The organism is Streptomyces sp. 63XJN7_1_ISO-PGPR-S23-121 (genome assembly GCF_056173025.1).
Genome location: NZ_CM149653.1, coordinates 4,507,081 through 4,520,258, shown reverse-complemented (window position 1 = coordinate 4,520,258; position 13,178 = coordinate 4,507,081). Strand labels below are relative to the sequence as shown.

At 73.7% G+C, this 13,178-nt stretch carries 9 protein-coding genes and 1 pseudogene; 4 read left to right on the top strand and 6 right to left on the bottom strand.

The genetic code is table 11. The annotated features are described in order from the left end of the window. The first annotated feature begins 39 nt into the window (after positions 1-39). Both AC0VYN_RS20355 and AC0VYN_RS20350 read left to right on the top strand, forming a co-directional pair. Positions 40-942 carry a universal stress protein gene (locus AC0VYN_RS20355; protein ID WP_385470508.1) on the top strand — a complete coding sequence of 301 codons (903 nt, stop codon included), beginning with the start codon at positions 40-42 and terminating at the stop codon, positions 940-942. A 70-nt stretch (positions 943-1,012) separates the two neighbouring features. Beyond that, positions 1,013-1,510 carry a hypothetical protein gene (locus AC0VYN_RS20350; RefSeq protein WP_189233422.1) on the top strand — a complete coding sequence of 166 codons (498 nt, stop codon included), beginning with the start codon at positions 1,013-1,015 and terminating at the stop codon, positions 1,508-1,510. Positions 1,511-1,518: 8 nt separating this feature from the next. On the opposite strand, the gene AC0VYN_RS20345 is transcribed toward AC0VYN_RS20350, so the two are convergent. Beyond that, positions 1,519-3,495 (bottom strand): N-acetylmuramoyl-L-alanine amidase, encoded by a 1,977-nt coding sequence (locus AC0VYN_RS20345; protein WP_475532102.1) that lies wholly within the window; start codon positions 3,493-3,495, stop codon positions 1,519-1,521. A 263-nt stretch (positions 3,496-3,758) separates the two neighbouring features. Then, complete coding sequence (locus AC0VYN_RS20340) at positions 3,759-4,901, bottom strand: aminoglycoside phosphotransferase family protein (RefSeq protein ID WP_475532101.1); 1,143 nt, start codon at positions 4,899-4,901, stop codon at positions 3,759-3,761. 279 nt (positions 4,902-5,180) lie between these two features. Here AC0VYN_RS20340 and AC0VYN_RS20335 point away from each other — a divergent pair. Beyond that, a pseudogene (locus AC0VYN_RS20335) lies at positions 5,181-6,690 on the top strand (DNA-binding protein NsdB). A gap of 15 nt (positions 6,691-6,705) precedes the next feature. Here the strand turns inward: AC0VYN_RS20335 and AC0VYN_RS20330 are convergent. The 4 genes from AC0VYN_RS20330 to AC0VYN_RS20315 form a co-directional block, all read right to left on the bottom strand. Further along, positions 6,706-8,037: a PP2C family protein-serine/threonine phosphatase gene (locus tag AC0VYN_RS20330; protein ID WP_475532100.1), complete on the bottom strand. Its 1,332-nt coding sequence runs from the start codon at positions 8,035-8,037 to the stop codon at positions 6,706-6,708. A 271-nt stretch (positions 8,038-8,308) separates the two neighbouring features. Continuing rightward, complete coding sequence (locus tag AC0VYN_RS20325) at positions 8,309-9,328, bottom strand: Gfo/Idh/MocA family protein (protein ID WP_475532099.1); 1,020 nt, start codon at positions 9,326-9,328, stop codon at positions 8,309-8,311. 106 nt (positions 9,329-9,434) lie between these two features. After that, positions 9,435-10,529, bottom strand: coding sequence for a baeRF3 domain-containing protein (locus tag AC0VYN_RS20320; RefSeq protein WP_475532098.1), 1,095 nt, complete (start codon positions 10,527-10,529; stop codon positions 9,435-9,437). A 90-nt stretch (positions 10,530-10,619) separates the two neighbouring features. After that, on the bottom strand, positions 10,620-12,206 hold the full coding sequence (locus AC0VYN_RS20315) for an alpha/beta hydrolase (protein WP_475532097.1): 1,587 nt from the start codon (positions 12,204-12,206) through the stop codon (positions 10,620-10,622). Positions 12,207-12,466: 260 nt separating this feature from the next. Between AC0VYN_RS20315 and AC0VYN_RS20310 the strand changes: the two genes are divergently transcribed. Further along, the gene (locus tag AC0VYN_RS20310) at positions 12,467-13,159 is read left to right on the top strand and encodes a chaplin (protein WP_475532096.1); all 693 of its coding nucleotides are present in this window, start codon (positions 12,467-12,469) and stop codon (positions 13,157-13,159) included. The last annotated feature ends 19 nt before the right edge of the window (positions 13,160-13,178 follow it).

The window sequence follows — 13,178 nt, the reverse complement described above, 5'->3', positions numbered from 1 at the left end:
CCACGAGGGGGAAGGTCGCCCTCCGGAGGTGAGGAACCCATGACCACCCTGCCGGTCATCGCGGCGGTCGACGGTTCGCAGGACAGTCTGCGCGCACTGGACTGGGCCGTCGACGCCGCCCGCGGGCGCGGGGCGCCCCTGCGCGTGGTGCACGTGCGGCAGTACGCCGCCTGGGCACAGGGCGACGTACTGGTCACCGGCCCGCCCGAAACCGGCGAGGACTCGGTGATCGAGGAGGCCCGCGCCCGCCTGCGCGACCTGCCCGACGTGCCGGAGACGGAGTACCTCGGCATGGAGGGCGTACCGGGCGCGCTGCTGCCGGGGCTGGGCGCCGATGCCCAGCTCCTGGTGCTCGGCTCCCGCGGCCGGGGCGGATTCGCCAGCCTGCTGCTCGGCTCCAACGGCCTGGCCGCCGCCCGCGACGCCGAGTGCCCCGTCGTCGTCGTGCCCCGCCCCGGCCGCGAGGTGCACGGCGAGCCGCCGTCCGGGCCCGGCCCGCGGGTGGTCGTCGGCCTGCACGTGGACAGCCCCGACGACGCGGTGCTGTCCTTCGCCTTCGCCGAGGCCGCGCGGCGCGGCGCCCGACTCCAGGTCGTGGCCGCCTACCCGTGGCCGGTGCAGACCTGGGCCGCCGCGGGCCAGATGATGCCCCTGGTGATCGACGAGGTCTCCGTCGAGAGCGAGACCCGCGTCCTGGCCGACGGCCTCCTCGCACCCGGCCGCGGACGCCACCCCGACGTCCGGGCCGAGACGTACGCCGTGGCCGGGGACGCGGCAGGGCACCTCGTCGCCGCCTCCCGGGACGCCGAACTGGTCGTCGTCGGCCGCCACCGCCGGCGCCTGCTCGCCCCCGCCCGCATGATGGGCTCGGTCACCCACGCCGTCCTGCTGCACGCCGCGTCCCCCGTCGCGGTCGTGCCGCCCGCCCCGCCGGCGGAGTGACCCAGGCTGACCCGCGGCCCGGACGCCCGCCCGCCCTCCGTTCAGGAGTCCGGCCACGTACCATGGCGGCATGTCGTTCCTCCGCCGCCGCAGCGCCACGCCCGCCGGGCCCGACTTCGACGTACTGGCCATGGACCCCGGCGACTGGCCCGGGAACCTGGGCGCCGGACTCCTCCCCGCGCCCGACGGCAGCTGCCAGGGCGTCTTCCTGCGCTACGACCTGTTCGGCGGGCGCGGACCCGCGATGATCATCGGCAATCTGCCGGAGGGCTCCCCGGCCCGCGAGGTCCCCGAGGGCGAGATCCCCTTCGAGGTGGCCCAGCTGCTGCTGGCCCTGGAGAACGACGAGGAGATCACCGTCGTCGGCACCGAGGACGTGCCGGTCATGCAGGGCGACAACCTGCTGATCGTGCGCCGCCTCAAGCTCTCCGAGAGCCGGATCTCCTGCGTGCAGTTCGACCGCAGCGACAACGTCCTGGTGACCATCGCCGCCTGGGACCGCCCCATCACCGACGACCTGTACGCCCTGCTGAAGCCGCTCCCGGCGGAGCTGTTCCAGCAGGGCTGACCCGGCCGCTACCGCGCGGTCGTGAGCGTGACGTCCGCCGCACGCACGTACGCGACCCGGTGGCCGTACTGGATCTCGTAGTACAGGTCCTGGCCGGCCACCACCTGGTGGGACGCCTCGTCGAAGGTGACGGCGTAGTAGTACTCGCCCGGCACCCTGTCACCCACCACGTACGCCTGACCCTTCGGCAGCGTGTACCGCAGCGGCGAGACGGCCTGGACGGGAACGTCCGCGGGATAGGCGGCCTTCTCCGGGTACGCGCGCCCGTACACCGGGACGCTCTCCAGGCCGGCGCGCGGGGTGATCAGCCGGCCCGAGGCCGGCACCGCCGCCGGGTGCTTCCTCGGATTGGGGAACCAGGCCTTCTGGCCCAGGTACCAGATGGCGGTCCAGTCGCCCCACCGGTCGGCCACCGCGAACTGCTGGCCGGTGGAGACCCGCGAGGACAGGTCGTTCACCCCGGGCGTCGGGGTGGTGCCGAGACCCACGTCCTTGATCAGGGGCGCGTTCAGGTCGTGGTCGGAGTACAGCCGCACCTCGCTCGAACCGTGCGCCGCGCACGGCACGCCCGCGGTCTCGCAGCCGGTGTACTCCGGGCGGTTCGCCTCGTAGTCGGGCCGGATCGTCACCAGCCGCGCCTTCTTGCCGGCGGTCGGCTCGACCGGGCGGCCCAGCAGCTGGAAGTAGTGCCGCCAGTCCCAGTACGGGCCTGGGTCGGTGTGCATCCCGGGGACGGTCGAGGTGGTCGGGCCGGGTACGTTGTCGTGGCCCAGGATGTGCTGCCGGTCCAGCGGGATGTCGTACTTCCCGGCCAGGTACTTCACCAGCCGCGCCGACGACCGGTACATCGCCTCCGTGTACCAGGCGTCCGGGTCCGCGAGGAAGCCCTCGTGCTCCAGGCCGATCGAATTGGCGTTCACGTACCAGTTGCCCGCGTGCCAGGCCACGTCCTTGGCCTTCACGTGCTGCGCGATGTGCCCGTCCGTCGAGCGCAGCGTGTAGTTCCAGGACACGTAGGTCGGGTCCTGGACCAGGTTCAGGACCCCGTTCCAGGCCCCCTCCGTGTCGTGCACGACGATGTACCGGATGCGCTGGGAGGCGGGACGGTTCCCCAGGTCGTGGTTGCCGTAGTCGCCGTCCCCGAACTCCTCGTACGGCGCCGGGATCCACTCGCAGGACACCGACGCCGGGCACTCGGTGCCGGCGGCGGAGGCGGCGCGCAGGCCGGTGTGCGCGAGCTGCGCGGTGTCGGGTGCCAGGCCGGGGCGGGCGGGCAGCGCGACCTGCTGACCGGTGTCCGTGGTCCGCCGCTCACCGGCGCGGATCACCCCGTACACGTCGTCGGCGTACGCCGCGGCCGTCGCGGAGTCGTCGGCGCCCGAGAAGCGGGCCACCGCCCCGTACCAGTCCGCGGGATCGTCGCTGAGCGGCTCGCCCAGCTCACGCTGGGCGGCGGCCAGCAGCGCGGCACCGCCCGACACGTTCGCGGCCGGGTCGGTGCGCAGCGCGTCCGGGCTCAGCCCGGTCAGCTCGGCCGCCCTCGGCAGGGTGGTCAGCCGGGCCGGCAGCTCGGTGGCCGCCGGAACGCCCGCCTCCCGCGGCCGCAGCGGCGCGCGGGCATCGTCGCCGCGCGGGTCCTCGCCGCCCCCGGCGTGGTGCGAGGCCCCGGCCACGGCGGTGCGGGCGTCGGTGAGGTGCATGGGCCCGTAGCCGCCGGTCACGCTCGGGGCGCCGCCGTGCGCGTCCCATCGGGACTGGAGGTAGGAGACACCGAGCAGGACGGACTGCGGCACGTGGTACTCGGTCGCGGCGGCGGCGAACGCCCGCTGGAGACGGTCCGGGGCGGGCGGCGCGGCAGGACCGGCCGCGGACGGGGCCGCCCCGAGCAGCGGCAGCAGCAGCGCCGCGGCGGCCAGGGCACCTGCCGTCGTGCGGACGCGTCTGCCGCCGGGGGTGGGCTCGGGAGCGGTGGCGGATCCTCGCAAAGCGGCCTCCTGTGACGGTCGGGCGGGACGGGACGTGCGGGGCCGGGCGTGGGGTCAGTCGTACCCGGCGGTCCGACGATCCGTCAATCATGCCGACGCTGCGACGATTTCCCACGTCAACGTGGCTTCGGCGAGTTTCGTGGCGGCGGTGCACGGGCCTGCGCGGCGTCAGTGGCGTACACCAATGGCCCTCGGCGAGGGGCCCGGACACACGAAATCCGCGGTGCGCCCCGGCAGGGCCGCACCGCGGATCACCTTCTCCGTCAGCGTGTGCCGACCGCCGCGCGCACGGCCCGCCGGGCCAGCTGGCAGTCGTCGTGCAGCCGCCGCAGCAGCAGCCGCTGCTCCTCCCCGACGGTCACGGCGGTCGCGGGAGCCGCCGTCGGGGACGCCGGAGGTGCGTCGTGCATCGACCGCTGGACGGCCGTCTCGTACGTACGGATCTCCCGGGTCAGCACGAGCATCAGGTTCACCAGGAACGCGTCGCGCGTCGCGGGCCCCTGCGCCTGGGCGATCTGACTGATCTGACGGCGGGCCACCGGGGCGTCGCCGAGGACCGCCCACAGGGTCGCCAGGTCGTAGCCCGGCAGGTACCAGCCCGCATGCTCCCAGTCCACCAGCACCGGACCGGCCGGTGAGATCAGGATGTTGGACAGCAGCGCGTCCCCGTGGCAGAACTGGCCCATGCCCTGGCGGCCGGCCGCGTGGGCGATGCCGCGCAGCAGCTTCTGCAGGTCGCCCAGGTCCCGGTCGGTGAGCAGTCCGAGGTCGTGGTACCGGGAGATCCGTGCCGCGTAGTCCAGGGGGGCGTCGAAGGTCCCGGCCGGCGGCCGCCAGGCGTTCAGCCGGCAGATCGCGCCGAGCACCGCCCTGATGTCCGCCCGCGGTGGTGCCTCCAGCGGATGCCGCTGCAGTGCCGCGGGCCGTCCCGGCATCCGCTCGATCACCAGCGTGCCGTTGTCCGGGTCCGCCGCGATCAGCCTCGGCACCCGCACCGGCGGGCGGTGCCGGACGAACGAGCGGTATGCCGCTATCTCGTGCTGGATCCGCTCCGCCCAGACGGGGGAGAGGTCCAGTAAACACTTGGCGACCGCCGTGCTGCGCCCGGTCGTGCCGACCAGGAGGACGGACCGCCCGCTGCGGCGCAGCACCTGCACCGGCGCGAACTCCGGGCAGATGCGGTGCACGGAGGCGATCGCCGTGCGCAGCTGGGCGCCCTGGGCGCCGGACAGGTCGATTCTTCCGCTGAGCGGCTGGGTGCCGGCTCCCGCGCCGCGCCGCACCCTGCCCGCCCCGAGCACCGGGGCCGCCGGACGCGCGGGGGCGAGGTAGGGGCCGCCGCCCGCCGTCTGGCGGGGGTGGAGCGATCGCTGCGGGGCGGACACGGAGGACGATGCTGCGTACATGGGCGAGACAGATCCCTTCGTGTGCCTGCTGTGCCTGCCTGGAGGCGGTGCCCGCCGGAACGGGCGCCCCTCCGAAAAGCCTTCGCGCTACCCGCCCGGCCGCCGGGGGCCACCCTGGGGAGTAACCCCGCGGCGACCGGGTCGAGGTGGCGCATTCCTACCTGACACCCGGCCGCCCGTGGCACACCATCTGGCGCACCCTGGCGAACGGTGGCGAATAGTCGCCCGGCAACCCGCACGGGGCTACTGTCAACTCAGCCGAGAACCTGGGGGCTTGACGTGAGCGGAGAACCCAACACCCGTCTGTCGGACCTGTTCGGCCTGGCCGGCTGGTCCAAGGGCGAAGCTCGCGAGGCTGGTCAACCGGCAGGCGGCGGCCATGGGCCACCCCCAGCTGGCGACCGACACCTCGCGGGTGCGGCGGTGGATCGACATGGGAGAGATCCCGCGCGATCCGGTGCCGCGGGTGCTGGCGGTTCTGTTCACCGAGCGTCTCGGCCGTGTCGTGACCATCGAGGACCTCGGTCTGGTCCGGCACGGGCGTGCGGGGAAACGGCAGGACGGCGGGATCGAGGAACATCCCGACGGAGTGCCGTGGGCGCCCGAGCGGACTGCGGCGGTCCTCACCGAATTCACGGGAATGGACCTCATGCTCAACCGACGCGGCTTGGTGGGCGCGGGCGCCGCGCTCGCCGCGGGATCCGCACTCAGCGGCGCCATGCACGACTGGCTGCACACCGACCCTGCCCTGGCTGCCGACGCACCCCACTTCACCGATCCCCTGCACGCCGACCCGGCCGGGTACGACCGTTACGAGGCCGCCCCCATCGGGTCGCAGGAGATCGAGGAACTGGAGCGCTCGGTCGAGGTGTTCCGCGCCTGGGACGCCGCCCGTGGCGGCGGGCTCCAGCGCAAGGCCGTGGTGGGCCAGCTCAACGAGGTGGGCGGCATCCTCGCCTACCACCATCCGCCCCATCTGCAACGGCGCCTGTGGGGCGTGGCGGCCAACCTCGCCGTCCTCGCGGGCTGGATGTCGCACGACGTCGGCCTGGAGCCCACGGCCCAGAAGTACTTCGTGATCGCCGCCCATGCCGCGAGAGAGGGCGGCGACCGGCCCCGGGCCGGCGAGGCACTGTCCCGGGCGGCCCGCCAGATGGTGCACCTGGGCCGGCCCGACGACGCGCTGGACCTGATGAAACTCGCCCAGTCCGGCTCCGGCGAGCAGGTACTGCCCCGCACCATGGCGATGTTCCACACCATCGAGGCCTGGGCGCAGGCGTCCATGGGCAAGGGGCAGGCGATGCGCCGGACCCTCGGCCGGGCGGAGGACCTGTTCGTCTCCGACAAGAGCGACGTGCCGCCGCCGAGCTGGATGCAGCTGTTCAACGAGGCGGATCTGTACGGCATGCAGGCCCTGGCCTACCGCACGCTCGCGGAGTTCGAGCCGGATGCCGCCGCGCACGCCCAGCACTACGCGGACAAGGCGCTGGCACTGCGGGTCGAGGCGCAGGAGCGGTCGAAGATCTTCGACCATCTCTCCATGGCGTCCGCCTGCTTCATCGCCGACGACCCGGAGCAGGCGGCCGGGTACGCGCGCCTGGCGCTGGTGTCGATGGGGTCCAACTCCTCGCGCCGCACCTGGGACCGGCTGCGCCAGATGTACCGGCTCACCGCCGAGTACGCCGGCTTCCCGAAGATCCGGGAACTGCGGGAGGAGATCGAACTGGCCCTGCCCAAGGGGAAGTCGTCCAGGTCCCGGGGAAGGGGCGGGAACACCGCTCCGGCGTAGCGGTCGACATGTTCCCTACGGTGTCACCCGGGCGGCCAGTACGCAGATGTCGTCCCGGCGGCCGGACGCGTCGGGTCCGCCGAGCGCCTCCGCCACGAGCCGTACGCCTTCCTGTGCCGAGCCCGCACCGCTCAGACGGGGGGCCAGGGCGAGGAGGTGACGCACGGCTGCCGGCAGGAGCCGGCCGGTCTGCAGGAGCAGCAGGTCACCGGCCTCGAGCGTCGCCGTGGCCCGTGCGTCCAGCTCGTGCCCCGTCCCGTCGCGGAACAGCAGCGGGGCGGGGGCTCCGGCGTGCGCCCATGTCAGGGTGCGGGTGCGGGGCCGGTAACCGCAGTACACGCCGCCGTGCACGGCCGGCAGGGCGGTGGACTCCAGCAACCGGGCGAGCCGGTCCGGCAGTTCCGAGGGGCGGGCCCCTCCGGCCGCCAGACCGCGCAGGGCGCTGATCACCAGCGCCGGTGCCGGGGGGACGGAGCTGTCCGGGCCGGCGAGGCCACCGACGCTGAGCAGCGTCTCGTCGCCGGGGAGCGGGCAGGCGTCGTACCAGCCACCGCACCGGGGTGCGCCGGCGGGGGCCGGCAGGTACCCGGCGGCCAGGTCGAGGCCGGGCCGCCCCCGCTCCGGGAACCGCAGGAGGGCGTGCCAGGGCGGTGGCACGGCCTCCCGCGGCTCTACCGCGGCCCGCTGCTCGCTGTCCGCGTCCCGCGGGTGGCGGTGGAGCGAGTCACGGGTCTCGCTCACCACCCGCTGGCTGCGGCGCAGTTCGCTGACGTCCCGCAGTACCGCCCACATCGAGGCGGTACTGCCGTCGGCGTCGAGCACGGGCTCGCCCATCATGTGCACCGTCCGTACGGTGCCGTCGGGGCGCACCACGCGGAACTCCCCGTCGATGGGGCGGGCGTCGACGAGACAGCCCGTGACCATCGCGGTCAGCTTCGACCGGTCCTCGGCGAGCACCAGGGAGGGCAGTTCGTCGAGGCTGAGGGGGGTGGTGGCCGGGTCGAGACCGAGGATCCGGAAGAGTTCGCCGGACCAGTCGGCCTCGTCGGTCAGCAGGTTCCATTCGGCGCTGCCGACCCGGCTGAGCAGCGAACCGGGGGGCGGCGCGGGAGCAGGCCCGTCCCGTAACTGCGCCAGGTGCTCGTCGAGATCGCTGAGCTGGTGCAGTGCCAGGTCGTACAGGGCGCGCTGCCAGCGGCCCCGCGGATCCGCCGCGTCGTGCCGGGCGTCCCGCCGTACCGCGTCCACGTCGCCCCGGAGCCGCCGCGCCTGCGAGATCAGTGCCTCGACCGAGCCGTGCCCCGGTGGCTGGGCGGCCGGGCGGTCCGCGGAGAGATGGGACGACATGACGCACTCCGATGTGCAGACGGTACGACCTAGGCGGATCCGGGGGTGGCGGAAGGACTGTTACGACTGTTGCACAGCCCGCGACGCCCCGTAAGGGATTCGGCGACACACGATACGGTGGTGCTTCCGGCATATGCCAGCGTCTTCCCGGAGCGACTTCCGCGCACGGATGACGTACCTCCGCGGCCGTCCAAGTCGTAGTGTTCCTGCGCGACTTGGGGTTCGCCGGCACCCGGGGCGTCGTCGCCCAGGTGTTCGTCGGACGCGCGTTCTAGGACGGGGTGTGCAGTGCCGGACGCGGCGCCGGTTCGATCGGGACCCGCACCCCCGTCTCCAGCGCCCGGACGCCGGCTTCGGCGACCACGGAGGCGGCGTATCCGTCCCAGGCGCTCGCACCCGTGACCCGCCCCTGCCGGGTGGCGTCGACCCACTCCTGCACCTCGCGGTCGTAGGCATCCGCGAACCGCACGAGGTAGTCCTGCGGCACCTCCTCCCGGGCGCCGCCCGCCGCCGTCACCACCATGGTGTGCGCCTCCCCGATCCGGGCACTGCCCGCCTCGCAGACGGCCTCGCAGCGGACCTCGTAGCCGAAACCGCAGTTGACGAAGACCTCCACGTCGACCAGCGCGCCCCGCTCGGTCTCGAAGAGCACGAACTGCGGGTCGAGCAGCCCCTCGGGCGCGCCCGAGGACGGCCGGGGCCTGAGCACGGTCACCGCGGTCAGCTCCTGCCCCAGCAGCCAGCGGGCCGCGTCGATCTCGTGCGAGACGGAGCTGTTGACCAGCATCGCGGAGGTGAAGTGCGGCGGGGACGACACATTGCGGTGCACGCAGTGCAGCATCAGCGGGCGGCCCAGCCGGCCGTCGTCCAGCAGGGACTTCAGCCGCCGGTACTCGGGGTCGTAGCGCCGCATGAAACCGATCTGCGCCAGTCTGCGGCCGAGCCTCGCCTCCGCCTCCACCACGCGCAGCGCGCCCGCGGAGTCGGGCACCATCGGCTTCTCGCACAGCACCGGCAGCCCGCGGGCGAAGGCGGCCAGCAGCGCCTCCTCGTGCGCCTCGCCGGGCGAGGCGATCAGGACGGCCTCCACGCCGGGCGCGTCCAGCGCGGCCTCGGCCTCCGTGTGCACGACCACCCCGTCGATCCCGGCCACGGCCTCCCGCGCCCGCTCGGCGTCGGGGTCCGCGACGGCGGCCACCCTGGCGCCGCTCACCAGCCTGTCGAGGCGCCGTATGTGATCGGCGCCCATGTGTCCCGCGCCCAGGACCGCCACGCCCAGAAGTCCGCTCACGCTCCGCCCGCTCCTTCCCTGTCCGCCCGCACCCGTGGGGGACGGATGCGTGTACGGCGGACAGGGTTTCATGGTCGTCAAGGCCCGAGGGGGGCGACGGCGGGTGTCAGTACCGCAGCACTCCGGCGATGCCGTCCGCGTCGCCCAGTGCGCCGTCCGGCACGAACCGGACGTCGGCGCCGGTCTCCAGGCACTGCTCGACGATCTCGTCCACGATGTCCTCGCGGGCGTCGAGGTCGCCGCTCTCCGCGGGCATCAGGTGTTCGCCGTCGTCCCGCATCGTCACCCGGAAGTTCTCCTCGACGGCGAGCAGCCGGACACGTCCGGTGTGCGCGCTCTCCCACAGCTCGTCCACGCCCGCCGCGAAGTCCTTGCGCCCCCGGGCCGCCTCCAGCTCCCTGGCCACGGCCTCGACGAAGCCGCGTGCCTCGTCGTCCAGCACCGGCCGCACCGCCTGCCGCACGGCCTCGGCGCTGCCGTGGGCGAGGCCCCCGTGCGGCACGGAAACGGCGTGTGCCGCGACCGAGCCGATCTCCTCGAACAGGGACAGCGCGGCCTCCGGGCCGGTGATGTACAGCGGCCGGGGGTGTGCGCGCAGCACCCTGCCCATCGCGGTGTCGGCCTCGCGCAGGAAATGATGGGTCCGCTCGTCGCGGAAAGCGCTCGGTGGGCCCCCGGTCCGTTCCTGCCGCTCGGGGTCGAAGTTCTCCAGGGGCCGGTCCATGGGGAAGCCGCCGGTGCGTTCCTCGACGACCCGGTCGCCGCCGCCGTTCCACAGCGTGACGCGGTCCGCGGCGACCGAGAGCACCCAGAACGGCCGCTCGGCGGTCTGCGCGGCGACGAGGTTGCGGGTCAGGAAGGTGTCCGAGAGCACCACGCGCTCGGGCACGGAACGGGCCAGCGTCCAGACCTGGTGCTCACCGGGGGCGGCGAAGATCGCCAGACCGTCCTCGGCGTACGTGAGATCGACCTCGGCGAGGGCCCGGTCCAGCTCCCGGGCGACCTCGAGGCGCCGCTCCCGGGTGACCGCCGGATCGTCCTCGAGCTGCTTCTTGGCCTCGGCGACCACATTGCGCAGGCGGACCGGGTCCTGGGCGTTGTCCGGTTCGCGGCGGTGCGTCGGCGTCAGCACGGACACCGCCGGATAGGGGCGGGGCCGGCGTAGCTCGGCAAGGGCTGCGGGACTCAGATCGTGCTCCATGTCAGCACCATAGAGCCGTTGGGCGTATCGGGCATTCGGAGCAATTTTCCTGGGTCGGGACGGCCCCGGCCGTGCCCCGTGCCCGCCGGTTCAGTCCTCCTCGTTCTCGGCGCCGCAGGAACTGCCGTCGGGCGGCAGGGAACCGTAGAGCAGGAAGTCGTCGACCTTGCGGTGCACGCAGCCGGAGGACGCGTAACCGGTGTGCCCCTCGCCCTTGTTGTCGAGCACCACCGCGGACGGGCCGAGCCGCTCGGCCGTCTCCACGGTCCAGCGGTACGGCGTCGCCGGGTCGCCGCGCGTGCCGACCAGCAGCATCTTCGCGGTGTCCACGTTCTTCACGTCGTCGCGTATGTAGTCGGTCCCCTTCGGGCGTCCGTAGCACATCAGCACCTGGGTGAGCCGGTACCGGCCGAAGACCGGCGAGGCGTCCTCGTACCGCTCGCGCAGCCGTCCCAGCGACCGGGCGACCTGCTCGGCGGAGGGGCGGTCCGGATCGTCCGCGCAGTTGACCGCCATCAGGGCGGCCGGGAGGTTGTCCATGGGGACGTCCTCCTCGTCGGTGAGGCCGCCGCCGGCCTCGCGGCCCTCCCCGCGGACGGGGAAGGTGACCCCGCCGGACAGGAAGCCCTCCATACCGCGGGTGTCGCCGTCCTCCAGCAACTGGGCGAGGGCGCGTTCCAGCGAGGGCCACAGCTCCCGGCTGTAGAGCGCCTGCCCGACGGCGCCCACCAGGTCCTGCCCGGAGAAGTCCTCGCCGAAGGCCGACGGCACCGGATCCGCGTCGAGCGAGCCGACGAGCCGGACCACCTGGCGCCGGGCGTCCCGGGCGTCCTGGCCGAACGGGCAGGCGATGTCCTCGACGCACCAGTCCAGGAAGTTGTCCAGCGCGGTCTGCTGGCCCCGGGCGCCGGCCAGCCCCTGCTCGGCCAGCGGCTCCGTGAGCGTGTCCACACCGTCCAGGACCACCCGGCCCACCTTGTGGGGGAACTGCGCGGCGTAGACCGCGCCCAGCCGGGTGCCGTAGGAGAAGCCGAGGTAGTTGAGCCGGTCGTCGCCGAGCGCCGCGCGCATCACGTCCATGTCCCGGGCGGCGTTCACCGTGCCCATGCGGGGCAGCACGGGACCCGAGTGCTTCGCGCACTCGGCGGCCGCGTCGCGCAGCTTTCGCAGCACGGCGCGCGGGTCGTCGATCTCCTCGTCCCCGTCGGTCGCCTCGATGATCCGCCCGGTGGCGGGGCCGCAGGTGACCGGCGAGGACCGCCCGACGCCGCGGGGGTCGAACGTCACCACGTCGTAGCCGTTGGTGAGGTGCATGAAGTCCTTGCCGCCGACGGCGAGTTCGCTGACGCCGGAGCCGCCGGGTCCGCCGAAGTTCAGCAGCACCGAACCCCGGGAGTCGCCCGTCGCCCGGTACCGGGCGAGGGCCAGGTCGAGGGTTTCGCCCCGCGGGCGGCCGTAGTCGAGAGGGACGGTGACCTTCCCGCACTGGAGGTCCTTCGGCATCTCCATGCCCTCGCACGCCGACCATCTGATCCTCTGGTCGTAGAACCGGGACAGGCCGGGTGCGGTGCCCTCCGCGGTCGCGGCCGGCAGCCCCGCGCCCAGCAGGGCCAGGCCGAGCGCCCCGGTGACCGCGCAATGCCGGACCGTCGGCCGAGTCGACAGCTTGACCAGCATCGATGCCTCCCGGGGATGCCCCGTCGCGGACCGGTCGTCGGCGCCCTCGATCACCATAAACGGGCCTCGCGTCCCGCGCCTCCGGGCGTTTTCGCCGGGCGGCGCGGTCCTGTGCGGGCGTACGGACACCGTGCCGCTTGTTCGACAAACCGCCCACTCGATGGAGTGAAAGGCCGATAAGCCATAACTCGGATGGTGCGCCCGCGTTTTAACCGGTGCGGGCGAGCGCCCGCGACATTGTCTGGAAGGCAGGGAACCTCATGCGAAGGGTTACCCGAAACGGTGTGTTCGCTGTCGCCGCCTCCGGCGCGCTGGCCGTGACGATGCCGGCGTACGCGGCGTTCGCGTCCGACGGTGCGGCCGCGGTCGGCTCAGCGGCCGGTTCGCCCGGAGTCGTCTCCGGCAACACCGTCCAGGTCCCCGTGGACGTCCCGGTGAACGTGTGCGGGAACACGGTGAACGTGATCGGGCTCCTCAACCCGGCCGTGGGCAACCGCTGCGCCAACACCGGCACCGGCGGGACGGCGCACGTGAAGACGGACACCCCGTCCGGCACCTCGGGCGGCGGCGCGACCGCGGAGAGCGTGACCCAGGGCTCGCCGGGCGTGCTCTCGGGCAACGGCGTACAGCTGCCGGTCCACGCCCCGGTGAACGTCAGCGGCAACAGCGTGAACGTGGTCGGCATCGGCAATCCGGCCGTCGGCAACGAGTCGGTGAACACCTCCGGCGACCGTCCCGAGGAACCGCGGCAGCCGGTGAAGCCGGCGCCCTCGACACCCCCCGAGGAGCGCGTGCAGCCCAAGCCGTCCCCGCACACGGCCCCGCCGCGGTCCGTGGAGGCCCTCGCCCACACGGGCGCGGACACGACGCTGCCCGCCCTCGCCGGCGGCGCGGCGCTAGTCCTGGGCGGAGCGGTGCTCTACCGGCGTTTCCGTCCGGGAGCCACGGGCTGACCGGGGTGGACGTCCGACC